The following is a 24,569-nucleotide window of genomic DNA, read 5'->3' as shown; positions in this document are numbered from 1 at the left end:
CGTCACCCCCGCAGCCAGTTGCGCAGCTTGACCAGCATCAGGGCCCCATCGCCGAGGCGATGGCGTTCGGCGATCAGTGCCGCCAGCCGGTCCGGCCGGTCGGTGATGATGCCGTCCACGCCGAGGTCGATCAGCCGCGACATGCGCGCCGGGTCGTTGATGGTCCAGGCGTGGAGTCGGTAGCCATAGTGGTGGGCGCGGCGTACCTCGTCCGCATCGATCCGGTTGTGGCGCAGGGCCAGGGCATCGAAGCCCCGTCGCGGCAGGGTGCCGCGCATCACCAGCTGGGCCAGCAGGATGGTGCGGGCCCGGGGGGCCTGCCGCTCGATCTCGGCGAGCAGCGGGTAGGCCTGGGTCGCCAGTGCCACCTGCTCCAGCACGGCGGGCTCGCCACAGGCGGCCCGCCGGATGCCGTCGGGGGCGCGCTCGCGGCAGGCCAGGCGGACCGCGCGTTCCTCGGCCAGGACGTCGAGCACCCGCCGCACCAGGGTCCCGCCGTCCCCCGCCGCGGGCTTGAGCTCGATCATCAGGGCGGCGCGACCGCGTACCCGCACCAGCGCCTCGTCGAGGCCGGGAATCCGGGTGCCCACGAAGGGGTCGCCGAACCAGCTGCCCACGTCCACCGTGGCGAGGCTGGCACGGTCGAGGTCGGCGATGCGTCGCGAATCACCGGCGAGTCGTGCCAGGCTGCTGTCGTGGTGGAGGACCACCTGCTCGTCGGCGGTCAGGCGGGCATCGACCTCGATGAGATCGGCACCGTCGACGATGGCCTGGTCGATGGCCGCCAGGGTGTTCTCCGGCGCCTTCAGCGAACTCCCGCGGTGGGCGATGATCGCCACCTCCTCGCGCAGCTCGAAGCGGTTGACGATCAACCAGGCCTGGCTGATCGCGAACAGCACCACCGCCAGCTCCACGGCCCAGGCCAGTCGGCCCGGATGGGTGCCGGGGGGTGGGGCCGGCGGCTTGGGCTCGCGATGGGCCAGGCGCAGGTAGAGGCAGGCCCCCATCAGGGCGTTGGCCGCGATGCCGAGGAAGGCGATGGCCAGCGTGACCAGTACATAGAGCCCCACGTAGCCGAGCATGGCGGGAACCAGCACCGCCTGGCGGTCGGGCAGGTGCCCGAGCAAGGGGGTGAAGAGAGCATCGAAGGCGGCGCTCGCCGCGAGTGGCAGGGCGAGGATCACCGCCAGCAGCACCAGGATCGACAGGGCGATGTCGTGCCCGCGGCCGCGGGTCAGGGCGACGCTGCGGGCCAGGGCACGACGGGGAGACGCCTCCTCGAGGATCAGCACCGGCAGGGCCAGGTGCCAGCGGGTGTAGAGGGTGGCGGCTGCCACCGCCCAGAGCAGCACCAGCGGCAGGGCCGCGGACAGGAAGCCCCAGAACGCCGGCGGGCGCACCTGCTGGACGTAGTAGCTGTCCAGGTGGCCCAGGATGAGGTCATGCAGACCCACCAGGGCCAACACCAGCGGCAGCGCCAGCAGCAGCTGGCTGCCGACCTGCAGGACGACCAGGCCGGACAGCGCCGGCAGCCGCCTCAGGCAGCCCCAGAGGGCCTCGAAGGCCAGGCGGACGTGATGGTCCCGCGGGCGCACCGCGACCAGGGTCATGCCGGCCTGCTGCAGGTAGAGCAGCAGGAAGATGACGCCCAGGGCGGCCAGCAGCCAGGCCTGGCCACCGGGGGTCAGCAGGATCTCGAGCAGGGCCCCCGGGGAGAGCAGCGGCCGCCCGAAGTGCCCGAGCAGGTGGGCCAGGGCCCAGCCCGCCGCCGGCAGCAGCAGGCTGGAGGCCAGCAGGGTGAAGAACAGGTGATAGGCGACCAGCGGGCGCAGGTGCTCGCGCATGCTGCGCAGCACATCGCCGGTCAGTCGTGGCAGGGCCTGCATGAACACCGCGGGAACGAGGTCATGGCCTCAGGGTGGCACCGGCCGGGGGCCGAGGCAAATCCTCGGTCGCTCACGGCAGCGTCAGGCGCTCGTCGGCCACCAGGATGCCGTTGTTGTCGGCGTAGAGCCACTGGCCGGGGGTGATCGTCGCCCCGGCGAAGCTGACCGGGAGATCCCGCTGGCCCTCGCCGCGCTTCTCGCTCTTGCGCGGATGGGCGGCCAGTGCCTGGATGCCGAGTTCGGTCTCGGCCAGGATGTCCACGTCGCGCACGCACCCGTACAGGATCACGCCGGCCCAGCCGTTGCCGGCGGCCTGCTCGGCCAGCATGTCGCCGAGCATCGCGCAGCGGGTCGAGCCGCCGGCATCGACGACCAGCACGGCGCCGTCCCCGGGCTCGTCGACGGCCTGCTTGACCAGGGAGTTGTCCTCGAAGCACTTCACGGTGCGCACCGGGCCGCAGAAGGCCTCCACGCCACCGAAGTTGACGAACAGCGGCTCGAGGACCGCGACCTCGGGATAGGCGTCGCAGATATCGGGTGTCACGATGGGGGACATGGCAACGTCCTCGTCTCGGAATGAGGTCTCGATGATGCCATAGCGGCCGGCGAAGGCCATCCCTCCTTGGTGGTGGCCGCAGGGGTATCGCAGATAGCAGGATCGCTCGGGGCTGATCCGTCGACAGGCCTTTGAGGAGGCGCTGTGAACCCCTCCCTGGGCGCTACCGACGCCATCCCTGGCGTAGGACCTCCTCTACGGCCTGCCCCCGGCGCCCCTCGCTATAGGCAACTGCGATAGCCCTGGTGGTGGCCGGCCGGGTGGGTACAAAAAAAGCGTCCCGTAACGGGGCGCTTCGGTCATCGGCTCCGGCCGCGCCGCCGGGGCGGCGGGCCTTCGATGGTGCGAGCATCGGAGTCGAAGGGTGGGCTCCGGCTCAGGCCTCGGCCACCGGAATCACGTTCGAGGCGGCCTTCTGGAACTCCTCGATCTCGTGGAAGTTCATGTAGCGATAGATCTCGCCGGCCATGGCGTCGAACTCGCTCATGTAGCGCCGGTACTCGTCGACGCTGGGCAGGCGGCCTTCCACCGCGGCCACCGCGGCCAGCTCCGCCGAGGCCAGGTAGACGTCGGCGCCGTCGCCCAGGCGGTTGGGGAAGTTGCGGGTGGAGGTGGAGACCACGGTGCTCTTGGCGGCGACCCGCGCCTGGTTGCCCATGCACAGCGAGCAGCCGGGCATCTCCATGCGTGCGCCGGCACGGCCGTAGATGCCGTAGTAGCCTTCCTCGGTCAGCTGGTGCTGGTCCATCTTGGTCGGCGGGGCCAGCCACAGCTTGGTCTTCAGGCTGCCGGCGGGCTGCTTCTCGAGCAGCTTGCCGGCGGCGCGGAAGTGGCCGATGTTGGTCATGCACGAGCCGATGAACACCTCGTCGATCGTCTCGCCGGCCACCTCGGAGAGCAGGCGGGCGTCGTCCGGGTCGTTCGGGGCGCACAGCACCGGCTCCGCCAGCTGGTCGAGGTCGATCTCGATGACCTCGGCGTACTCGGCGTCCTGGTCGGCGCGCATCAGGCTCGGCTCGGCCAGCCACTCCTCCATGGCCAGGATGCGGCGTTCGATGGTGCGCTTGTCGCCGTAGCCGTTGGCGATCATCCACTTGAGCAGGGTGATGTTGGACTTCAGGTACTCGGCGACCGAGTCCTCGCCCAGGGTGATCGTGCAGCCGGCCGCGGAGCGCTCGGCGGAGGCGTCGGAGAGCTCGAAGGCCTGCTCGACGGTGAGGTCCTCGAGGCCCTCGATCTCCAGGACGCGACCGGAGAAGGCGTTCTTCTTGCCGGACTTCTCGACGGTCAGCAGGCCCTGCTGGATGGCGTAGTAGGGGATGGCGTGGACCAGGTCACGCAGGGTGACGCCGGGCTGACGCTGGCCCTTGAAGCGCACCAGCACCGATTCCGGCATGTCCAGCGGCATCACCCCGGTGGCGGCGGCGAAGGCCACCAGCCCGGAGCCCGCCGGGAAGGAGATGCCCATCGGGAAGCGGGTGTGGGAATCGCCGCCGGTGCCCACGGTGTCGGGCAGCAGCATGCGGTTCAGCCAGGAGTGGATGATGCCGTCGCCCGGACGCAGCGAGACGCCGCCGCGGTTCATGATGAAGTCGGGCAGGGTGTGGTGGGTCTCCACGTCGACCGGCTTGGGATAGGCGCTGGTGTGGCAGAAGGACTGCATCACCAGGTCGGCCTGGAAGCCCAGGCAGGCCAGGTCCTTGAGCTCGTCGCGGGTCATCGGCCCGGTGGTGTCCTGGGAGCCCACGGTGGTCATCTTCGGCTCGCAGTACATGCCCGGACGCACGCCGTCCATGCCGCAGGCCTTGCCGACCATCTTCTGGGCCAGGGTGAAGCCCTTGCCGGTGTCGGCGGGCTGCTCGGGCAGTCGGAAGACGTCGGAGGGCGCGAGGCCCAGGGACTCGCGGGCCTTGGCGGTCAGGCCGCGGCCGATGATCAGCGGAATCCGGCCGCCGGCACGCACCTCGTCGAGCAGCAGCTGGGTCTTGAGTTCGAAGGTGGTCAGCACCTCGTCGCTGCCGTGACGGCAGACCTTGCCCGCGTAGGGATAGACGTCGATGACGTCGCCCATCTCGAGCTTCTCGACGTCCATCTCGACCGGCAGGGCGCCGGAGTCTTCCATGGTGTTGAAGAAGATCGGCGCGATCTTGCCGCCGAAGCAGAAGCCGCCGGCGCGCTTGTTCGGCACGTTGGGGATGTCGTCACCGAAGAACCACAGCACCGAGTTGGTGGCGGACTTGCGCGAGGAGCCGGTGCCGACGACGTCGCCGACGTAGGCGACCGGGAAGCCCTGGGCCTTGACGGCCTCGATCTGCTCGAGCGGGCCGGTCACGCCGGGCTCGACCGGCTCGATGCCGTCGCGCTCGTTCTTGAGCATGGCGTTGGCGTGCAGGGGGATGTCCGGGCGCGACCAGGCATCCGGGGCCGGGGAGAGGTCGTCGGTGTTGGTCTCGCCGGGCACCTTGAACACGCTCAGGGTGATCTTCTCGTCGAGGGCCGGCCGGGAGAGGAACCACTCGGCCTCGGCCCAGGACCGGATCACGTCCTCGGCCACGGCGTTGCCTGCCTTGGCGCGCTCCTCCACGTCGTGGAAGGCATCGAACATCAGCAGGGTATGCTTGAGCTGTTCACCGACCTCGGTGGCCAGCGCCTCGTCGTCCAGCAGCTCGACCAGGGAGACGATGTTGTAGCCGCCCTGCATGGTGCCCAGCAGCTTGACCGCATGGACGCGGTCGATCAGCGGGGACTCGGCCTCGCCCCTGGCGATGGCGGTGAGGAAGCCGGCCTTGACGTAGGCGGCCTCGTCGACGCCCGGCGGGACGCGGTTGGTGAGCAAGTCGAGAATGGCCTCTTCTTCTCCGGCGGGCGGGGACTTCAGCAGCTCGACCAGGGCAGCCGTCTGCTCGGCGTTCAGGGGCTTCGGCGGAACGCCGGCCTGGGCACGCTCCTCGACATGTTGGCGATAGGCTTCAAGCACGTGGTGGCCCTCATTGGTGGTGATAGCCGAGTCGGCCGCGCGACGGGGCCGTCGCGCGGCCGACTCGGCGCGTGAATCGACACGGTCAACGGTGGCGCAATTCTAGAAGAAACTGTCGACAATGTTAAGGACGCCCCTCCCGCCGGCCCTTGAACTTTGGTCTGCGCCCTCCGCAGGGTGCCAGCGCGCCCGTGCCGCGTTACCATGGATAACGAATCAACGGAGAGGAGCGGACGATGGCCGGGCGCGTCACCTCACCCTGCGTGGGGCTCTGTTCGACCACGGTGGGCGACCGCGTCTGCCGGGGCTGCCAACGCCTGGATGGCGAGATCCGCGACTGGCCGGCCCTGGCAGGGGAGGCGCGCGAGCGGCGCATGGCCGAGCTCGATGCCCTCCGCGTGGCGGTGGCCGGGCGCCACCTGGTCGTGCTGGATGCCGAGGCCCTGGAGGCCCAGCTGCAACGCCATCGCATCCGCTTTCGTGCCGAGCAGCCCCCGCTGTCCCGGGCCGTGGAGCTGTTGCGGGTGGGGCGCGGGCGGATCCGCGACCTGTCCCGCTACGGCCTGGCGCCGCGGGAGCGGCTGGACGCCGCGGCCCTGCATGCCCGGATCTCGGCCGAGCTGATGGCCGCCGCCGAGACGCGCCGGCATGCGGCCGTGCCCCTCTCCTGAACCCTTGAGCCGCCGGACTTCCCCACATGACTGCGATGCTTGCCGCGCCCGATCTCGACGACCTGCTCCCCCCGGGGCTGCTCGACTTCCTGCCCTGTGCCACCCCCGATGCCTGGGTCGACTGGGCGCTCGCCAATCCCGAGCTGCTGCTGATCGACCATGCCCAGTGCGAGAAGAAGGCCGCCGCCACCGCCATGAGCCTGCTCCACCGCTATGTGGACCAGCCCCTGCTGCTGTCCAGGATGTGCCAGTTGGCTCGGGAGGAACTGCTGCATTTCGAGCAGGTGATCAAGCTGATGGAGGCTCGGGGCATCGTCTACCGCCATATCGGGGCGTCGCGCTATGCCGAGGGGTTGCGCCGGCACGTGCGCGGCGAGGAGCCCCACCGGCTGGTCGACATCCTGCTGGTCGGGGCCCTGATCGAGGCGCGCAGCTGCGAGCGCTTCGCTCGCCTGATCCCGCACCTGGACGCCGAGCTTGCCAAGTTCTATCGCGGTCTGGTTAAGTCGGAAGGGCGCCACTATGAGGACTATCTGATGCTGGCGCGGCAGCTCGCCCCGGAGGCGCTCGACACACGCCTCGCCTTCTTCGCCGAACGCGAGGCCGAACTGATCACCATGCCGGACACGGCATTTCGTTTTCACAGCGGCGTACCGGCCTGAGGCCGCCGCGCCGCCCAGCAGGGCCGATCACCATGCGGGATGCTTCCGACGCCGTTACTCATGACGACCAGGATCGCCTGGCCCTCTTCGGTCACTTCTCGCTGACCCTGGGCGACGACGCCCTGACCCATTTCAGCTATGACAAGGTCAAGGCGTTGCTGGTCTACCTGCTGCTCCACGATCAGCCGGTCAACCGGGCCACCCTGGCCGAGCTGCTGTGGCCGGACCAGGGGCTGTCATCGGGTCGCACCAACCTGCGCCACGCCCTGCACTGCCTGCGGCAGTCGCTGGGCGAGCAGGCCGAGCAGGTGCTGTCGGTCTCCCGCCAGACCATCGCCTTCAAGCTGCCCGAGAGCTGGCATTTCGACCTCCATGAGCTGCAGGCCCTGCTCGACGCCCCGGCCGATGTGTCGAGCCTGGAGGCGGTGCTGACCTGCTACCAGGGCGATCTCGTCGAGGAGCTGCAGCTCTCCGCCTGCGCGGACTTCCAGCGCTGGCTGGTCCAGGTTCGCAACGAGTGGCGTCAGCGGGTGATCCGTTTCGCCGAGGCCGTGCTCGAGCAGCACGAGCCGCTGCCGGACAGCCTGTTGCAGGCGCTGGTCAGCCGCTTTTCCGGCTATGGCCCCTTCCACGAGCGGCTGGTGCGCCAGCTGGCCGAGCACGGCCAGCTGGCCGCCGCCCACGAGCAGTACAATGCCTACCTGCAGCTGCTGGCGCTGACCGGCCAGCAGCCGGATCCGGCCTTCCTGCAACTGGCCCGCTACTGGTCCGACGGCAAGCCCGAGCAGAGCACCGGGCCGAGCGGCGCCTTCTCCCGGGCGCTGGCCCCCGACAGCTCGCCGCTGCGCGAGGACGAGATCGAGCAGCGCCAGCTCTCGGTGATGGCGATTCGCCTGACCCTGGACGCCGATCTCTCCTCGCGCAGCGAGGCCCGGGCCTGCCTGGCCCTGCAGATCGAGCTGATGCGCTGGCTGGAACAGCAGTGCCACCACCTGGGCGGCTTCTGGTTGCCCGGTGCCACCGGCGGCCTGGGCCTGGCCTGTTTCGGCACCCATGGCCCGGCCCACCAGCTCGCCGAGCTGGTGGCCCTCTACGAGCATTGTCGCCGCGTGCTGCCCGACGAATGCCAGCGGCACTGGAACGGCGAGGGCGAGCCGCCGCGGATCGCCCTCGATGCCGGGCTCAACAGCGGTCGGGTGGTCTACCTGCCCGAGCGCCACCTGGTCGATCCGCTGGGCCAGGTGACCCAGGGCGCCCTGGACCTGATGAGCGCGGCCGAGGGCAGCGAGCTGGTGATCTCCCAGGATGCCAGCCAGCACATGCCGCCGGCCCTGGACCTGCAGCCCCGGCTCTCCTCGCGGCTGGTGGCCAGCGATGGCCGGGTGCGCCTGCGGGCGCTGGTGCTCGGGGCCAACGAGGGCGGCCGGGAGGCCCTGCCGCCGAGCCTGGTGGGGCGCGAGTCGGCGATGCGCACCCTGCGCGACGCCCTGGCCCGGGCCGGGATCGGGCTGCGGCAGAGCGTGCTGGTGCGGGGCCCCTCGGGGCTCGGCAAGTCGGCCCTGCTGGTCGGTTTTCGCCAGCTCGAGCAGAGTCGCGAGGCGGCGATCTGCTGGCAGCCCACCACCCGCCTGTCGGTCCAGGAGCCCTACGGCGTGGCCCGCCAGCTGCTGCGCTGGCACCTCGGCGGGGCCATCGACGCCGACGCCCTGGCCGGGATCGAGGGCGTGGCGCGGGACGACGATCATCGGCTACTGCTGGAAGAGGCCCTGGGGGTGCGCGAGCCCCGCGAGCTGGCGGCCCTGGCCCAGAGCGGCGAGGCCGTGGAGCTGGTGGTCGGGCTGGTGCACCGGCTGATCGGTCAGTTGACCGCCGAGCGCACCCTGGTGCTGATGATCGATGACCTGCAGTGGCTCGACGAGCCCTCCTTCAAGGTGCTGGCCGGTCTCCAGGCCCGCCTGCCGATCAACTGTCCCTTCCTGCTGGTGGCCAGCCACCATGGCCGGGAGGCCCTCCCGGCGCGACTCGACTGGGACCAGCAGATCACCCTCGGGCGTCTCGATCCCATGCAGGCCTCGCGGCTGCTGTCGCAGCTCGCCCGGCGCTACCGGCTGCATCTCAGCCCGCGGCTGCGCAGCCAGATCATCGAGCGCTGCGACGGCGTGCCGCTGTACCTCCAGGAGATCTGCCGCCGCGTCGACATGGATCGACGCGAGGGGCGCAGCGTCCAGCTGGACGAGCTGCCCCGCGGCCTGCTCGGCCTGCTGGCCAGCCGCATCGACCAGCTGGATGCCGACCGAGAGGTGGCCCACGTGGCCGCGGTGCTGGGGCGCCGCTTCCGGCTGGATTTCCTGGCCGAATGCAGCGGCTGGGAGATGTCCCGGCTGACCTCGGCCCTCGAGCAGATGTGTCGGCTGGAGATCATCGAGCCGGCCGAGGACGCCGAGGAGGGCCGCGAGTACCAGTTCACCCATCAACTGCTCCAGGAGGCGGCCTACCTGGCCTGTCCCCGCGACGTGCGGGTCAATATCCACCGGCAGGTGGTCGGCCTGATCGAGGAGCGCTTCCCGGTATGGATCAGCCGCCATCCGGGCGACTTCGCCACCCACCTGCGGCGCAGCGGCCACTATGCCCGCGGCGCCCGCTACTTCGAGCTGGCGGCCCGGGAGGCGCTCAAGGTCAGCGCCAATCGCACGGCGCTGCGCATGGCCGACTTCGGCCTGGCCAGCCTGCGTCACGTGGAGGGGCAGCAGGAGCGTGAGATCAGCCTGCACACGGTGCGTGGCCAGGCGGCCTTCGCCCTCGAGGGGCATGGCTCGCCCACCGCCCACGAGTGCTTCGTGCGGGCCCGGGAGCTGTTGACCAGCGCCGAGGAGGCCCCGGAGGACAGCGAGGACCTGGAGCAGGCCTTCCTGGTCAAGTGGGGCCTGTGGGTGGGCTGCAGCCAGCGCAACGCCCATGCCGATGCCTTCCTGCTGGCCGCGCGGCTGGCCGATCTGGCCGCGCAGCTCGAGGATCCCCGCTATCGCCGCCTGGCCGACTTCGCCCGGGCGAGCTGCGAGTACTGGGCGGGACGCATCCAGCAGGCCTATGAGCATCTCGAGGAGATCGATCCGCTCAATGTGTCGATGATGATCGAGTGGCTGCCGTTCTCCGACCACCCCCAAGTGGCCGCCGCCTGCTTCCAGGGCTGGGCCCTGTGCCTGCGCGGCGACTACCGTCGCGCCGAGCAGCAGGTGGAGTCGGCGATCCGTCTCGCCGAGCGGATCAACCATCCCGGCAGCCTGGCCATGGCGCTGATGTATGCCGCCTCCCTGTACCGCCAGGTGGGCCACGTGCACCTGGCGGCCAACCGCGCCGAGCGGGCCTTCGAGATCACCGGCACGCCGGACCTGCACCTCTGGCAGGCCTCGTCGCGCACCGTGCTGGGTTGGCAGCGGGCGTTATCGGGCGACCGCGGGGGGTTGACCCGCATCGAGGCCGCCCTGGAGGAGCTCGCCGAGGTCACCGGCCGCGATCCCCACCAGCGGCCGGCGCTGTGGCTGGTCGATGCCTGCGTGTCGCTGGGCGAGCTGGCCCGCGCCGAGGACTATCTCGATCAGTGCCTGATGATCGCCCGGGAGCGCACCACCCTGTTCGTGCCCGAGCTGGCGATCCAGCTGGCCCGCGTGCGGCACCGTCTCGGCCACCCCGCCGAGGAGGTGCGGGCGTTGACCGACCAGGCCCTGCAGCAGGCCCGGGGCGATGGCAACCTGCACCAGGAACTGTGTGCCCTGGAAGCTTGGCTGACCCTGGTCGATCCCGGCGACGAGGCGGCCCGGGAGGCCTTCCGGACCCTGCTCGGGAAAGTCAGTCACAGCGATGCGCCGGTGCTGGTGCGCTGGCGGACCCTGCTCGACAAGCGCCTGCCGCATACCGCCGATCTGGAAGACTGATACCGCAACGGAACGAGGCAGCATGACGCCCGGCGGCGCTCGAGAGGAGAGCGCCGCCGGGCGTTTGTCTTGGAGGGGGGCGGGGAGGGCCGTTCAGGTCTGGACTTCCAGGGCGGCGATGCGTGCCAGCGCCTGGTCGCGATGCTCACCGCACAGGTCGGGGTCGAAATCGAAGTGGGCGCAGACCGCCGGGCGTCGCGGGTCGCCGAACAGCCGGCACAGGTTGTCGGCGTCGAGCTGGGTGCAGCGTACGCCGGCGGGTTTTCCCGCCGGCATGTCGGGGATCGGCGAGCTGATCGACGGGGCGATGCAGCAGGCGCCGCAGCCGGGACGGCAGCCGCCGCTGTTCTGGCGCGCGGTCATGGGCGCGCCTCCGCGAGGGCCCCCTTGTCGATGCCCTCGAAGGCCTGGACCCGGGTGGCCCGGCCGGTCTCCCGGGCGATCTCGCCGGCCAGCCAGGCGGCGATATGCTCGACGGTGGTGGGCGTGGGCAGCACCACGCAGCGTTCGCGGGGCAGGGTCAGCGCGAAGCGGCCCTGGTCGGCCTGGTAGCGGCTGGTCAGGCGGCCGAGGAAGGAGGCCTCGCGCCCCTCGGCGATATCCGCCTCGTCCACCAGGTAGCGATCCGCCAGCTGCCGTGCCCAGTCGGCCTCCAGCTCGGGGCGTCGCTCGCCGTCCTGCCAGACGTGCAGCCGCGAGCGATGGCCGTGGGCGATCCGCTGGCAGTTGCCGGCATGGCGGCGCAAGCCGTGGCTGTAGGTGTAGCTCGCCCCCTCGATGGCCTCCTCGAGGAGCGTCAGGCGAATGTCGCTGACCCGCTCCGGCGGCTGGCGCATCAGCTCGGCGGCCAGCCGGTCGGCCAGCCGATCCGGGGTGATCGTCGGCCAGGGGAGCAGGGTGAAGGCCTGGCGGGGGCCACGGACCTCCATGGGATAGGGGGTCTCGGTGCGCAGGCAGAGGCCCTCGGGGCAGTCGCGCACGCTGACCCCGGGGGCCTCGGTGGGCACCAGCAGGGTGTGGTCGGCGCCCTGGTCGAGGCGCGACTTGATCCACGGCTTGACCTCGCCGAAGTCGAACAGCATGCCGTCCCCGCCGAGCTCGCCGTCGAGCTCCGCGTCCACGCGCCAGCTGGCGCCCATGAGGCCGCGCTCGGGGCACCACAGGGAGACGTCGAGGTGGGTGAGGCGGTTGACGAAAAGCGTCATCAGTCGATCCCCGCGATCTTGTGGGTCTGCAGCGACAACCGCCACTGGGGATGGCCCAGGCAGTAGCTCACGGTCTCGGCCAGGGGGGCGTCCCCTCCGCCCAGGGTGGCGGTGTCCATGGGCTGCAGGAAGAAATGCCGGAAGTCCAGGTCGACGAAGCGCGATGGTGGGGCGTCGTCCTGGGGGTAGACCAGCTTGAGTTCATCCCCCGAGGTCTGGACGAGGGGCGCGGTGCCCTTGGGGCTGACGCACAGCCAGTCGATGCCGGGGGGCGCCGGCAGGGTGCCGTTGGTCTCCACGGCGACATCGAAGCCGCGGCCGTGCATGGCCTCGATCAGGGCACCGTCGAGCTGCAGCAGCGGCTCGCCGCCGGTGAAGATGACCTGGGGGGTGGCCGTGCCGGGGGCGTCCGGCCAGAGCGCGACCAGGTGATCGGCGAGGGCCGCGGCGCTGGCGAAGCGCCCGCCGTGCTGGCCGTCGGTGCCGCGGATGTCGGTGTCGCAGAAGCGGCAGGCGGCGCCGGCCCGGTCGGCCTCGCGGCCCGACCAGAGGTTGCACCCGGCGAAGCGGCAGAAGACGCTGGCGCGCCCGGCCTGGCCGCCTTCCCCCTGCAGCGAGTAGAAGGCTTCCTTGACGCTATACATCGCCGGCATCCTCGGGGGCTCCGGCGGCGGCATCGGGCCGCCGAGCATAGTCCAGGGGATCGTGGACGCCGTTGGCGGCGAAGGCGGCCAGGCGCTCCCGGCAGCTGCCGCAACGCCCGCAGGCCAGGGCCTCGCCGCGATAGCAGGTCCAGGTCTCGGCGTAGTCGAGTCCCATGGCGAGGCCGTCGGCGAGGATCTCGGCCTTGCCGGCCCGCAGGTAGGGCGCGTGCAGGGTGACCGGCTCGAAGTTGGCGATGCCGGCCACGGCGTTCATGGCCTCGACGAACTCGGGCCGGCAGTCCGGGTAGAGCACGTGGTCGCCGCCATGGGCGCCGTAGTCGACCCGGTCGGCGCCGATGTTGACGGCCTTGGCGATGGCCAGCGACAGCAGGATCATGTTGCGGTTGGGGACCACGGTGTCCTTGAGATTGGCCTCGGCGTAGTCGGCGTCGGGCAGCTCGCGGCCGCTGTCGGTGAGGGCCGAGGCGTCGATCAGGCCATGGATGGCGGTGATGTCGATCACCTGGTGGGGCACGCCGAGCTTGCGGCAGACCTCGCGGGCGATGTCGAGTTCACGGGCATGGCGCTGGCCGTAGTCGAAGGACAGAGCGTGGACCTCGCGGCCCTCGCGCAGGGCGCGGTGCAGCACGGTGTAGGAGTCCATGCCACCGGAGTAGATCACCACGGTGGCCGGTGAGACGGGCTTGGACATGGGATACCTGTGGGTCGGAGAATTTTCTTAACCGGGGTCCGGTCCGGGAGGCCCCATAGTCTACTTGACCAGAGGGACAGGCGCCAAGCTGGCTCGCCCCTCGGCCAGGGCAATCGCAATTAAGGTTGTTGCTCAGGGCTGATCCGTCGACAGGTCTGCGAGGGGGCGCTGTGAACCCCTCCCTGGGCGCTACCGACGCCATCCATGGCGTAGGACCCCCTCTTCGACCTGTCCCCGGCGCCCCTCGGCGCTATCGCAGGAGGAGACGCTCTCTGTCTGATCTGTCGGGTGCGCTCGCAGGCTCGCTTACCCGACATACGCGGCTCGGCGCTCACCCTTCACCCCTGCTATAATCCCTGCCCCTTCACATCCTGCGCCTTCGCGCGCCATCGTCCTGACAACGGTGATCTCCATGCAAGCCCCCGAACTGCTGTCGCCCGCCGGCACCTTCAAGAACATGCGCTATGCCTTCGCCTACGGGGCGGATGCGGTCTACGCCGGCCAGCCGCGCTATTCGCTGCGCGTGCGCAACAACGATTTCAAGCTCGATAACCTGCACAAGGGCATCGCCTATGCCCACGAGCGGGGCAAGCAGTTCTACGTGGCGTCCAACATCGCACCGCACAACAGCAAGCTGAAGACCTATCTGCGCGACATGGAGCCGGTCATCGAGGCCGGCCCCGATGCGCTGATCATGTCCGACCCCGGCCTGATCATGATGATCCGCGAGCGTTGGCCCGAGCAGGTCATCCACCTCTCCGTGCAGTCCAACGTGGTCAACTACGCGGCGGCGCGGTTCTGGCAGCAGCAGGGCATCAGCCGGATCATCCTGTCCCGGGAGCTGTCGCTCGAGGAGATCGCCCAGATCCGCGCCGAGTGCCCCGACCTGGAAATCGAGACCTTCGTCCACGGCGCCCTGTGCATCGCCTATTCCGGGCGCTGCCTGCTGTCCGGCTACTTCAACCACCGGGACCCCAACCAGGGGACCTGCACCAATGCCTGTCGCTGGAAGTACAACACCGTGGCGGCGGCGGAGGACGAGACCGGCGACCTGGTGCCGGCCAATTCGGCCCGCGCCCATGCCGCCAGCGGCATCTGGACCCCGGGGCAGGGCGGCGGCATGATCGCCTCCGCCGGGGGCAGCGCCGAGGTGAGCACCGCCACCGCCGGCGGCGTGGAGGGCCAGGACGAGCTCTCGGCGCTGATCGAGGACCGTACCCGGCCCGGCGAGCTGATGCCGGTGTACGAGGACGAGCACGGTACCTACATCATGAACTCCAAGGACCTGCGCGCCGTACAGCACGTGCCCCGGCTCACCGAGATGGGCGTCACCTCGCTGAAGATCGAGGGCCGCACCAAGTCGCCCTACTATGTGGCGCGAACCGCCCAGGTCTACCGCCGGGCCATCGACGACGCCGTGGCCGGCCGGCCCTTCGACATGCGGCTGATGGACGAGCTCGACAACCTGGCCAACCGCGGTTATACGGAAGGCTTCTATCGCCGCCACGTCCACGACGAGTACCAGAACTACGAGCAGGGCAACTCCGTGGGCGTCCATCAGCAGTTCGTCGGCGAGGTCACCGGCTACGACCCCGATCGGGGGGTGCTGGAGATCGACGTCAAGAATCGCTTCGAGGTCGGCGACGGCATGGAGCTGATGCTGCCCGGCGGCAACCGCCGCTTCTCCCTCGAACATATCGAGAACCGGCGCGGCGAATCGGTGGACGCCGCCCCCGGCTCGGGTCATGTGGTGCGCATCCCGGTGCCCGGCGAGCCCATCGCGCCGGAGCGCATCGAATTCGCGCTGCTGATGCGCGACCTGGGCTGAGCCCCGGCGCGAACGCCGGGCTGGACAGCGCCGGTCGCCTTCGGGGAAGCTGGGACCGGCGGGGGCTGCCCAGCCTCCCGATGACATCGACCAGAAGGAACCGGCATGGCCATCATCGAGCACAGCGCCACCCTCCCGGCGCCGCCTGAGCGGGTCTTCAGCCTGCTCGAGCGGGTCGAGGACTTCGTCGATTACTCCGACCTGATCCGGGACATCGAGCCGCTGGGTGACGGGCACTATCGCTGGCATGTGCACGCGGTGGGCATGGACTGGACCTTCGAGGTGGCGATCACCGAGTCCCGCGCCCCGGAGGTGCTGGCCTGGGAGTCGTTGAGCGGCGTCCACAATCGCGGCCGCTATCGGCTCAGCCCGGTGCCGGAGGGCACCGAGGTGGCCCTGACGCTGGAATACGAGATCAAGAACCGCCTGGTGGAGAAGGCGGTCAACCGGGCGGTCCGGCCCCTGGTCAACAAGGTCAGCCAGCAGATCCTCGACCGGGTCGAGGCACGGCTCTAGTCGTCCCCCTTCCCGGCGGGCCGCCGCGATCAGGCCTTGCGCAGCGAGGCATTGAGATGGTCGACCACCTCGGCCCAGTCGGCGTCGTCGGCGATGGCCTCGCGGAGGAACTCCGCCTGGCCCTCGTTCCAGCAGGGGGCATCCGGCAGCGCTACCGTGTCCGGGATCGGCGCATGGCGCTCGATGAAGCGCTGGATGGACGCCGGGTCCGAGGCCAGTCCGAGCTGCTCGAAGAGTTCGCTGAAGGGATGATCGGGGTGTTCCATGAGCCACTCCGGAGGCTGCCAAGTGTGCCGTTTACTCTAGCCCGTCGCGACGCGACCAGGCACCGGTGTCGTTCAACGCTTCGGCGTCTCGCGCTCTCCCACCAGGGGGGTCAGGAAACGCCGGCGGCGCTCGGTCTCGTCCAGGGGCTGGGCGAGCAGGTGGACCAGTTTGGTGGCCGCGGCTTCGGGCGTCATGTCGTCCCCGGACAGCACCCCCGCCTCGACCAGCGGGCGGCCGGCGGCGTAGTCGCCGATCGTCACCCCGCCATGGGGGCACTGGCTGATGGCGGCGATCAGCTTGCCTTCGCCGGCGGCCTGGGCCAGCACGCCGGTCATGGCCGGATCGTCCGGCAGGTTGCCGCCGCCCCAGACCTCCAGCAGGGCCCCGCGCACCCGGTCGTCGAGCAGCCAGGCCTCCAGCTGCCAGGCGGCGAGACCCGGCCACAGCACGATGCGGGGCACGCCGCCCTCGCCGAGGGCGGCGTAGTCCGGCAGCTCGAAGCGCGGGGCCCCGCGTTGCTGGCGCTCCAGGCCACGGGTCGGGTAGAGCACGCAATCCTCGTCCACGCACTCGCCGAGGGGCGGATGGTTGGGGCTGGCGAAGGCGTCGGCGCGGCGGGTCTGCCACTTGCGGCTGCGTACCCCGCGCAACAGGCGGCCGGCGAAGCACAGGGCGACTTCCTGCAGGCGGGGATCGGCGGCGAAGCGTAGCGAGGCCTCGATGTTGGCCAGGGCATCGCTGGCCGGAGCCTCGAGGGGCTGCATGGCGCCGGTGAGGACCACGCCGCGGTCGATGCCCTGGAGCTGGTAGGCCAGGCTGGCGGCGGTCCAGGCCAGGGTGTCGGTGCCATGCAGCACCACGATGCCGGCATGGCGCTGGTAGCGCCCGGCGATCAGGCCGGCCAGCCATTGCCAGTCCCGGGGCGAGGCGGCACTGGAGTCGATGGGCGTCGGGGTGGCGATCAGCTCGAAGTCCGGGAGGGCGGCTCGGCGAGCCGGCGGCAGGGTCGCCAGGGCGCGGCGCAGCCGCGCCTCGAAGTCGGGGCCGGGCACCAGGCCATCGGGGCCGTCGACCATGCCGAGGGTGCCGCCGGTATAGATCACCAGCAGGGGGGAGGCGGGGGCGCTGCTCGTCATGGGGTCTCCGGGCCGGGGGATTGGCGTCATGATACGGGCGTGGCGTCACCGGGCAAGCGCGCCGGTGAAATCTCGCTGGATCGGCTAGTGGGTCACCAGGCGGCCCTGCGCGTTGGTCTCGAGCCGGCGGTTGCGCCCCGCCAGCAGGGCGAAGCCGGCGGCGGCCACCACGATGCCCAGCAGGGCGGCGGTGATCTGCGCCAGGCTCAGCGCCCGGTCGAGCATCACCCCCACCGCCAGCGGGCCCAGGGCGGCCAGGGTATAGCCGCCGCCCTGCGCCAGACCGGAGAGCTTGCCGGCGAGGCGCGAATCGGCGGTGCGCAGCACGATCAGGGTCAGCGCCAGGCTGAAGCCGCCCCCCTGGCCGAGGCCGAGCAGCACGACCCCCGCCCAGCGCCAGGCCGCCGGGCCCAGCAGCAGCAGCCACAGGCCGCTGCCCACCAGCGACAACACCAGCAGCAGCGCCGGCCGCTGATCCCGTCCCAGGCGGGCGAGCCAGGGGGCGGCCAGGGCCGCGACGAGCTGGACCATCACCGAGACGCCCATCATCCAGCCGGCCGTGGCCTCGTCGTAGCCGCGCGCGACCAGCAGGCGCGGCAGCCAGCCGAAGACGATATAGGCCAGCGACGACTGGAAGCCCATGAACAGCATCACCTGCCAGGCCAGGGGCTGGTGCAGCAGGGCCCGGGTATTGCCGGTGGGGGCGGGGGGCGGCGGCAAGGTCCTGGGGCTCGGCATCAGGGCCGCCCAGCCCACCAGGGCCAGGGCGGACAGGCCGGCCCAGGCCGTCAGGCTCGCCGCCCAGCCGTCGAGGCCCTCGGCCAGCGGGATGCTGAGGCCGGCCCCGAGGGCGCCGCCCAGGCACAGCGCCATGGTATAGACCCCGGTCATGAGGTCGGCGCTCTCGGCCAGCTCGCGCTTGACCAGCGCCGGCAGCAGCGTGCCGGCGATGCCGATCGCCGCGCCGGCCAGCAGGGTGCCGCCGAACAGCCAGGCGGGGCTCGCCAGGCCACGCAGGGCCAGGCCCAGGGTCAGGGCGAGCAGCGCCAGCGACAGGGTGCGTTCCGCCCCCAGGCGCCGGGACAGCCAGGGGGCCAGGGGGGCGAAGAGCCCCAGGCACAGCACCGGCAGGGTGGTCAGGGCACCGATGGCGAGTACCGGCAGGCCGGCCTGGGTCTCGATGCGAGGCAGCAGAGGCGCGAGGGACGACAGCGCCGGGCGCAGGTTGAGTCCCACCAGGATCATCAGCGCGATGAACACCAGCGGACGCCGCCGCGACGGAGCGTGTTCAGCGGCCACCATGGTCATCTTCCCGCCACTCCCGGTGCGGGGCCGGCCGGGCGCGCCGCCGCTGCTGTCGCTCGCTGAAGGCGGCCTCGTCCTCGAGCTCGTTGGCGGCACGGAAGTGCACCGTGCCGGGGGCGGCACGGTCGCTGTCGGCGCGGCGCCTGATGCCGGAGAGGTCTTCCGTGCTGGTCAGGTGCAGGCGCCCCTGGGAGGTCATCTGGGGGACCAGGCGGCCCTCGTAGGCCCAGCAACGCTGCGGGACCCGGGCGACCCGCCAGTTGTGGCCCCGCCAGTGGGCCTGGCCATCGGCGCCGAGGTGCAGGCCGTCGTGGGGGATCAGGGCGGCGAACAGCCGGGCGTTGAGGATCAGGCCGCCGTCGCCCATCTGCACCGGCCCCTGGTAGCGTCCCTCGCTCAGCTCGGCCAGCACCGCATCGGCCTTGCGCCCGGTGTCGAGGCGACCCTCGCCGCAGAGGTGGAGGAGGTCCCGGTCGATCTGCTTGATGACCCAGACCCGCACGGGCGTCCGGCCAAAGAGTTTCTTCCACATGGGCCTATCCCAGGTGGCGGCGCAGGTCGCCCCGCACGCTGTCCAGCAGCGCGATGAAGTGGCTGTCGCCGGAGGCATCGATGCGGTCGACCCGCGCGACGCTGGCCATGCCGCGTCCCACCGACAACTGGTCGAAGATCTCCAGGGTCAGCTTCTCGGCGTCGGCCGCGCCCGGTTCGAGCGGACCCTCCTGCAGCGTGAAGCTCGGCAGCAGGGTGGCGCGCACCCGGGTGGCCCCGCCCTCGGCCAGCACGCGGCGCACGAACAGCCAGCCCTCGCAGGCCAGCGCCTGGCCGCTCGGGTGCTGGCGCAGGAAGAGGGTGCGATAGCAGGCCCCCTGGCCGGCGGCCTTCTCGGCCATGCTGCGATAGGCCTCGGTGGTGCGGGTCGCCGAGACTCCCGAAGACTCGAGCTTCTGCCAGGCGGCACGATGCTCGCGGTCCAGCTGGGCCTGCCGCTGGAAGGTGAGCCAGCGTTGATAGTCGTGGATCGGGTCGTTGGACTCCATGGGCATTCCTTGCTCTGGATGGGGGAACGTCACGCCTGGCGGCCGGGCCACCGTCGCATATTCCGCGGTGGCCCGCCAGCCCGGGCCTCAGGCCTGCTGGCGGCCCTGGCCGCCGCGGCGCCGGCGACGCGAGGGACGCTGGCCGTCGTCGCTGCCGCGGCCGCCCTGGGCCTGCTGAGGCTTGCCGCCGCCGCCGCCGTTGCGTCCGCGACCACCGCCGCGGTTGCCGCGACCGTTCTCGATCGGTTCCGGCTTGGCGTTGGGATCCGGCTCGAATCCCGGCTCGATGTGCTTCTCCAGGTCGCGCTTGATCAGCCGCTCGATGTTCCTGAGCAGGCCGTGCTCGTCGACGCAGACCAGCGAGACCGCCTGGCCGTCGTTGCCGGCCCGGCCGGTGCGGCCGATGCGGTGGACATAGTCCTCGGCGACGTTGGGCAGCTCGAAGTTGACCACGTGGGGCAGCTCGTCGATATCCAGGCCGCGGGCGGCGATGTCGGTGGCCACCAGCACCTGCAACTCGCCGGACTTGAAGGCGGACAGCGCCCGGGTGCGGGCCGACTGGCTCTTGTTGCCGTGGATGGCCATGGCCGGGATGTCCTGCTTGCCGAGGTGCTCGGCGAGCCGGTTGGCGCCATGCTTGGTGCGGGTGAAGACCAGCACCTGGTACCACCGGTGGGCGCTGATCAGGTGGGCCAGCAGGTCGCGCTTCTTCTCGCGGTCGACCCGATAGATGGCCTGGTCCACGGTCTCGGCGGTGGTGTTGCGGCGGGCCACCTCGATCAGGGTCGGGGCGTCGAGCAGCTTGTTGGCCAACGCCTGGATCTCGTTGGAGAAGGTCGCCGAGAACAGCAGGTTCTGTCGCTTCTCGGGCAGCAGCTTCAACACCTTCTTGATGTCGTGGATGAAGCCCATGTCGAGCATGCGGTCGGCTTCATCGAGCACCAGGATCTCGACCCTGGAGAGGTCGACATGGCCCTGCTGGTGCAGGTCGAGCAGGCGTCCCGGGGTCGCCACCAGGATGTCGAGGCCGGGACGGATGGCGTCCACTTGGGGCTGCTGGCCGACGCCGCCGAAGATCACGTGGGAGGTGAGCGGCAGGTGGCGACCATAGTCGCGCACGCTCTCGCCCACCTGGGCGGCCAGTTCGCGGGTCGGGGTCAGCACCAGGGCGCGTACGCCGCGCTTGGCCGGCCGCTGGCCGCCGGACAGGCGCTGCAGCATGGGCAGGGTGAAGCCGGCGGTCTTGCCGGTGCCGGTCTGGGCGCTGGCCAGCAGGTCGCCGCCCTGCAGGACGGCGGGAATGGCCTGGCGCTGGATCGGGGTCGGGGTCGTGTAGCCCTGGGCATCGATGGCGCGAAGCAGGTCGGCGCTCAGGCCGAGGTCGGAAAAGGTCATGCGGTCTCCGCAACAACGCCTCGGTCCGCGCCAGTCGGAAGTGCGACTGGCCAGTCCCGGGCCGGGGCGTGGGAATGGGGTAAGACGCGGCGGAAGGGACCGAGGGAGCCGCGAGAGGGGGCATTATGCCACAGCGGCGCCGTCAGCGCAGCCGGCGAATGTCGGCGGCGATCTCGTCGGCGACGCTGTCCCAGCCGTGTCCCAGGGCGCGCACCAGGGCGGGGTAGCCGTCGGCCGCCAGGGGCGTGGTCACCCGGAAGGGCTCGAGGGCCAGCAGGTGGCCGTCGGCGTCGCGCAGCTGCCAGCGGCCCTCGGTGACGGCCAGGCCGTCGTGGCGGCCCTGGAAGCGCTCCACCTCGACGCGCAGTCGCTGCGAGGTCTCGGCCCCGGCGTCGGCCTCGAGCATTACCCGGGTTTCCGGAAGCCGATGGGCGAGCCGCTCGCGCAGGCCGCGCTCGAGCTGCCGGCCCAGGGGCTCGACCCACCGGTGGCCGCTGGCCTCCTGCAGGGTGATGTCATCGAGCTGGAAGACGATGCCCTCGACGTCCAGGTAGCGGGCCAGGCGCAGCGGGCGCAGCACCAGCTGGTGGCGGGCCGCCGCGCCCGAGGCCCGATCGGACGGGCGTGCGGCATCGTCGGGCAGGGTATAGCGGGTCGGCGGCTCGCCACCGACGGCGCAGCCGCCCAGCCACAGCAGGGGCAACAGGATGGCGAGGCCTTGGGCACGGGTCATGGCGGGCTCCTCCCGGTCGGGGCACGAGGCATCGGGTCCTCGGTCTGCAGGCTGTCGAATAGCAGGGCGCGGGGATCGTCACCCAACTGGCGGGCCATCGGCTGCAGGTCGCGCATCAGCCGCTCGACCTGGTCGAGGGTGTCGGTCAGGTCGCGGTAGGCCGGGGCCTCGGGCGAGAGGCCCTCGAGGGTGCCGCGCAGCTCCTGCAGGGTGGCGTTGAGGTTGCCGGGCAGCGCTCGGGTGCCCGGGTCGTCGAGCAGGGTCTGCACCCCGGCGGTGAGCTCGCGGACTTCCTCGAGCATCGCCTCCGAGGTGGCGAGGTTGCGGGCCAGGCCGTCGAGGATCGGCGCCACCTCGAGCTCGTTGAGCTTGTCGAGCAGGGCCGTGACCTGGGCCTGGATCTGGGCCAGGCCACCGGAGGTGGTGGGGAAGACGGTGCGCTCGGCGAAGGTCTCGGGCTGGTACTCGCCGGCCCGCTGGCGGTCGAGGGTCAGGTCCACGAACAGCGCCCCGGTCAGCAGGCTGCCGCTCTTCAGCGATGCCTGCAGGCCACGCTGGAAGAGCCGGTCGAAGCGAGCCCGCCAGTCCTCGAGGTCCAGCGCCTGGCTGTCGATGCCCAGCCGCTGGGGCTCGATGCGGATCAGCACCGGGATGGCCAGCCGGTCCCGCCCGTCGGGCTGGGGCGCGGTGAAGTTCCAGGGCACGCTGGCCACCGTGCCGACCCGCACGCCGCGGAACTCCACCGGGGCGCCGCGGCTCAGCCCGCGGACCGTGTCCTCGATCAGCAGCACGTACTCGAGGTAGCGATCGAAGGTGCCCTGCCGGGCGCTGTCCTCGTCGGCATAGAGGGTGAAGGTGGTGTCGGGGTCGGCGGGCAGGCCGCGGGGGAGGTCCTCGGGCACGCCGAAGGTCACCCCGCCGCCGAGCAGTGCCTCCAGGGACTCCAGCTGCACGCGCACGCCCTCGGAGTCGAGACGCAGGTCGACGCCACTGGCGGTCCAGAAGCGCGTGTTCTCGGTGACTAGGCGGTGGTAGGGGCTCTCGATGAAGATGCGGTGGTGCATGCGCCGGGACTCCACCTCGAAATCCGCCTCCTCGACGCGGCCCACGGCGAAGCCCTGGTAGGTGACCGGGTCACCGACAGTCAGGGAGCTGCCCAGCTGGCTGATCAGGTTGACCCTCAGGCCCTCGGCCCCGGGAGGCGCCACCGGCGGCTGCTCGCTGACCCGGAAGGTGCGCTCGTCCTCCTCGCTGCGCCCCGGCTCGAGCTGCAGGTAGGCGCCGGAGAGCACGGTGTTCAGGCCGCTGATGCCCTCCCGGCCGATGCGCGGCTTGACCACCCAGAAGGTGCTGTCCTCGACGAGCAGGGGGGTGGCCTCGGGCTTCATCCGCGCCTTGATCACCACCCGGGAGAGGTCATCCGACAGCGATACCGCCTCCACCCGGCCGATCTCCACGTTGCGGGTCTTGATCAGGGTGCTGCCGGCCTCGATGCCGTCGGCGCTCTCCATGGTCAGGGTGATCAGGGGACCGCGACCGAGGTAGTTGTCGTAGACCAGCCAGGCGCCGATCAGCAGCGCCACGATGGGCACGATCCAGATCGGCGAGAGCGGTGCCTGGGGCGTGGCCCGGGCACGGTGCACATCGTCGGCCGTGTCGTCACGGGGCGAGTCGTTCATGGGCTGCGTCCTTGTCCGCTGCAGGTCTCGGGGGCGTAGGGATGTCCCAGATCAGCCTGGGGTCGAAGCTCATGGCCGCCAGCATGGTGAGCACCACCACGGCGCCGAAGGCCAGGGCCGCGGGGCCGGGCGTGACCGACATCAGGTTGCCGGCGCGGATCAGCGCGACCAGGATGGCGACCACGAAGATGTCGACCATCGACCAGCGGCCGATGAACTCGGTCAGCCGATACAGCCGGGTGCGCGACAGCGCGAAGTGGTTGTGGGCCCGGGGCGCCACCAGGCACAGCCAGGACAGGGCCAGCAGCTTGCCCACCGGCACGATCACGCTGGCCACCAGGATCACCAGTGCCACCGGCCAGGAGCCCATCTCGATCAGCTCGACGATGCCGCCGACGATGGTGGACGGGCTGCTGCGGCCCAGGCTGGTGGTGGTCATGATCGGGTAGACGTTGGCCGGAACGTAGCAGATGGCCGCCGCGGCGAGCAGCGCCCAGGTGCGCTGGATGCTCCGCGGATGGCGCGAATGCAGGGGCTCGTGGCAGCGCCGGCAGCGGCCCTTGCCGTCGGCCTCGAGTCGATTGACCAGGCCGCAGGTGGGGCAGCCGGTGAGGCCCTGGGCGGCGGCGGTCTCGCCGGTGCGGCTGCCGTCCGGGGCGCTCGGCTCCCCGGCCAGGGCGAACCATAGCCAGTCGCGATCCACCGACTGGGAGGTGGCCAGCAGCAACAGGGCGAAGGCCCCGAAGGCCCAGAAGGAGGGGCCCAGTTCCACCTGGGCGAGTCCCGCGATCTTGATCAGGCTGACCAGGGTGCCGATCAGGAAGACGTCGGCCATCATCCAGGGCTCCAGATGGGCCAGGGTGCGGGCGATGCCCCGGCTCGCCGGCAGGGGCGAGCCCCGCAGCAGCCCCGCCTGGAGCCAGACGACGCCGGCGAGGTAGAGGGCCGGCAGCACCAGGATGGTCAACAGCACCGCGATCGCCACCAGGGGCGCGGCGTGGCCGATCAGCTGGGCGGCGGTCTGGGTCAGCTCGATGCGGTTGCCGACGCCGCTGACGCTGAAGCCGAGAAAGGGGAAGGCCACGGCCAGGGCCAGCGCCGTCAGGGCGGCGAGGGACAGGGCCAGGCTGCGCTGGGCGGGGTAGCGGTGGCGTCGGACCTGCGGATGGCGGCAGCGCGGGCAGACGGCCTGCTCGCCGGCATGCAGGGGCGGGAGGGCCATCAGCCAGTCGCACTCGTGGCACGCGCGCAGGCGTCGCCGGGAGACCCGGACTTCCGGCGGGGCGCGATCCACGAGGGGCGCTTGCCGGGGCAGGGCGACATGGCGAAAGGCCGGCCTTGGCACTGGCGAGGGGTCCTCCTGACGATAAACGGCACTGTTACGGAGTGTGTCACGTTGACGCCGGGGGCACCATAGTCAAACAT

The 24,569-nt window shown here is 71.0% G+C and carries 21 protein-coding genes; 5 read left to right on the top strand and 16 right to left on the bottom strand.

The annotated features are described in order from the left end of the window. Positions 1 to 2: 2 nt before the first annotated feature. From FHR97_RS15235 to acnB, 3 genes are all read right to left on the bottom strand, one after another. Positions 3 to 1,886 carry a glycerophosphodiester phosphodiesterase gene (locus FHR97_RS15235; protein ID WP_183384653.1) on the bottom strand — a complete coding sequence of 628 codons (1,884 nt, stop codon included), beginning with the start codon at positions 1,884 to 1,886 and terminating at the stop codon, positions 3 to 5. A gap of 70 nt (positions 1,887 to 1,956) precedes the next feature. Beyond that, the gene (gene rraA, locus FHR97_RS15230; protein WP_183384652.1) at positions 1,957 to 2,442 is read right to left on the bottom strand and encodes a ribonuclease E activity regulator RraA; all 486 of its coding nucleotides are present in this window, start codon (positions 2,440 to 2,442) and stop codon (positions 1,957 to 1,959) included. A gap of 376 nt (positions 2,443 to 2,818) precedes the next feature. Further along, a complete protein-coding gene (gene acnB / locus FHR97_RS15225) occupies positions 2,819 to 5,419 on the bottom strand; it encodes a bifunctional aconitate hydratase 2/2-methylisocitrate dehydratase (protein WP_183384651.1) in 2,601 nt (866 codons plus the stop codon). A gap of 236 nt (positions 5,420 to 5,655) precedes the next feature. On the opposite strand from acnB, the gene FHR97_RS20540 reads away from it, so the two are divergent. From FHR97_RS20540 to FHR97_RS15210, 3 genes are read left to right on the top strand one after another with little or no spacing between them, the layout of a single operon-like run. Next, positions 5,656 to 6,090 carry a DUF1289 domain-containing protein gene (locus tag FHR97_RS20540; protein WP_183384650.1) on the top strand — a complete coding sequence of 145 codons (435 nt, stop codon included), beginning with the start codon at positions 5,656 to 5,658 and terminating at the stop codon, positions 6,088 to 6,090. A gap of 26 nt (positions 6,091 to 6,116) precedes the next feature. Further along, positions 6,117 to 6,752, top strand: a complete 636-nt coding sequence (locus tag FHR97_RS15215; RefSeq protein WP_183384649.1) for a MiaE family protein — start codon at positions 6,117 to 6,119, stop codon at positions 6,750 to 6,752. A gap of 32 nt (positions 6,753 to 6,784) precedes the next feature. Then, complete coding sequence (locus tag FHR97_RS15210) at positions 6,785 to 10,684, top strand: ATP-binding protein (RefSeq protein ID WP_183384648.1); 3,900 nt, start codon at positions 6,785 to 6,787, stop codon at positions 10,682 to 10,684. 93 nt (positions 10,685 to 10,777) lie between these two features. On the opposite strand, the gene FHR97_RS15205 is transcribed toward FHR97_RS15210, so the two are convergent. Genes FHR97_RS15205 through queC form a run of 4 tightly spaced genes read right to left on the bottom strand, consistent with a single transcriptional unit; the run spans position 10,778 to position 13,245 of the window. Next, entirely contained in the window at positions 10,778 to 11,047 is a 270-nt protein-coding gene (locus FHR97_RS15205; protein WP_183384647.1) for a YkgJ family cysteine cluster protein, read from the bottom strand. Beyond that, the gene (locus FHR97_RS15200) at positions 11,044 to 11,889 is read right to left on the bottom strand and encodes a 6-carboxytetrahydropterin synthase (protein ID WP_183384646.1); all 846 of its coding nucleotides are present in this window, start codon (positions 11,887 to 11,889) and stop codon (positions 11,044 to 11,046) included. The genes FHR97_RS15205 and FHR97_RS15200 overlap by 4 nt, the downstream gene beginning before the upstream one ends. Further along, positions 11,889 to 12,533 carry a 7-carboxy-7-deazaguanine synthase gene (gene queE, locus FHR97_RS15195; protein WP_183384645.1) on the bottom strand — a complete coding sequence of 215 codons (645 nt, stop codon included), beginning with the start codon at positions 12,531 to 12,533 and terminating at the stop codon, positions 11,889 to 11,891. The genes FHR97_RS15200 and queE overlap by 1 nt, the downstream gene beginning before the upstream one ends. After that, the gene (gene queC, locus FHR97_RS15190) at positions 12,526 to 13,245 is read right to left on the bottom strand and encodes a 7-cyano-7-deazaguanine synthase QueC (protein WP_183384644.1); all 720 of its coding nucleotides are present in this window, start codon (positions 13,243 to 13,245) and stop codon (positions 12,526 to 12,528) included. The genes queE and queC overlap by 8 nt, the downstream gene beginning before the upstream one ends. 412 nt (positions 13,246 to 13,657) lie before the next feature. On the opposite strand from queC, the gene trhP reads away from it, so the two are divergent. Both trhP and FHR97_RS15180 read left to right on the top strand, forming a co-directional pair. After that, positions 13,658 to 15,073, top strand: a complete 1,416-nt coding sequence (gene trhP / locus FHR97_RS15185; RefSeq protein ID WP_183384643.1) for a prephenate-dependent tRNA uridine(34) hydroxylase TrhP — start codon at positions 13,658 to 13,660, stop codon at positions 15,071 to 15,073. Positions 15,074 to 15,178: 105 nt separating this feature from the next. Continuing rightward, positions 15,179 to 15,589: an SRPBCC family protein gene (locus FHR97_RS15180; protein ID WP_183384642.1), complete on the top strand. Its 411-nt coding sequence runs from the start codon at positions 15,179 to 15,181 to the stop codon at positions 15,587 to 15,589. A 29-nt stretch (positions 15,590 to 15,618) separates the two neighbouring features. Here the strand turns inward: FHR97_RS15180 and FHR97_RS15175 are convergent, their stop codons facing one another. The 9 genes from FHR97_RS15175 to FHR97_RS15135 form a co-directional block, all read right to left on the bottom strand. Next, positions 15,619 to 15,855, bottom strand: a complete 237-nt coding sequence (locus tag FHR97_RS15175) for a DUF2789 domain-containing protein (protein WP_183384641.1) — start codon at positions 15,853 to 15,855, stop codon at positions 15,619 to 15,621. Between the two features lie 72 nt (positions 15,856 to 15,927). Continuing rightward, entirely contained in the window at positions 15,928 to 16,992 is a 1,065-nt protein-coding gene (locus FHR97_RS15170; RefSeq protein ID WP_183384640.1) for an asparaginase, read from the bottom strand. Positions 16,993 to 17,076: 84 nt separating this feature from the next. Continuing rightward, entirely contained in the window at positions 17,077 to 18,294 is a 1,218-nt protein-coding gene (locus FHR97_RS15165; protein ID WP_246404078.1) for an MFS transporter, read from the bottom strand. Further along, the gene (locus FHR97_RS15160) at positions 18,281 to 18,829 is read right to left on the bottom strand and encodes a hypothetical protein (RefSeq protein ID WP_183384639.1); all 549 of its coding nucleotides are present in this window, start codon (positions 18,827 to 18,829) and stop codon (positions 18,281 to 18,283) included. Before FHR97_RS15160 ends, FHR97_RS15165 begins: the two co-directional genes overlap by 14 nt. A gap of 4 nt (positions 18,830 to 18,833) precedes the next feature. After that, positions 18,834 to 19,337, bottom strand: a complete 504-nt coding sequence (locus FHR97_RS15155; RefSeq protein WP_183384638.1) for a hypothetical protein — start codon at positions 19,335 to 19,337, stop codon at positions 18,834 to 18,836. Positions 19,338 to 19,424: 87 nt separating this feature from the next. Further along, positions 19,425 to 20,732 carry a DEAD/DEAH box helicase gene (locus FHR97_RS15150; protein WP_183384637.1) on the bottom strand — a complete coding sequence of 436 codons (1,308 nt, stop codon included), beginning with the start codon at positions 20,730 to 20,732 and terminating at the stop codon, positions 19,425 to 19,427. Positions 20,733 to 20,874: 142 nt separating this feature from the next. After that, complete coding sequence (locus tag FHR97_RS15145; protein WP_183384636.1) at positions 20,875 to 21,465, bottom strand: PqiC family protein; 591 nt, start codon at positions 21,463 to 21,465, stop codon at positions 20,875 to 20,877. Then, entirely contained in the window at positions 21,462 to 23,144 is a 1,683-nt protein-coding gene (gene pqiB, locus FHR97_RS15140) for an intermembrane transport protein PqiB (RefSeq protein WP_183384635.1), read from the bottom strand. The genes FHR97_RS15145 and pqiB overlap by 4 nt, the downstream gene beginning before the upstream one ends. Continuing rightward, positions 23,125 to 24,366: a PqiA/YebS family transporter subunit gene (locus FHR97_RS15135; RefSeq protein ID WP_246404064.1), complete on the bottom strand. Its 1,242-nt coding sequence runs from the start codon at positions 24,364 to 24,366 to the stop codon at positions 23,125 to 23,127. The genes pqiB and FHR97_RS15135 overlap by 20 nt, the downstream gene beginning before the upstream one ends. Positions 24,367 to 24,569: the final 203 nt, after the last annotated feature.

The sequence above is a fragment of the Halomonas stenophila genome (assembly GCF_014192275.1).
In the GTDB taxonomy this organism is placed as follows: Bacteria; Pseudomonadota; Gammaproteobacteria; order Pseudomonadales; family Halomonadaceae; genus Halomonas; species Halomonas stenophila.
This window is presented reverse-complemented; position numbering and strand designations above follow the sequence as displayed.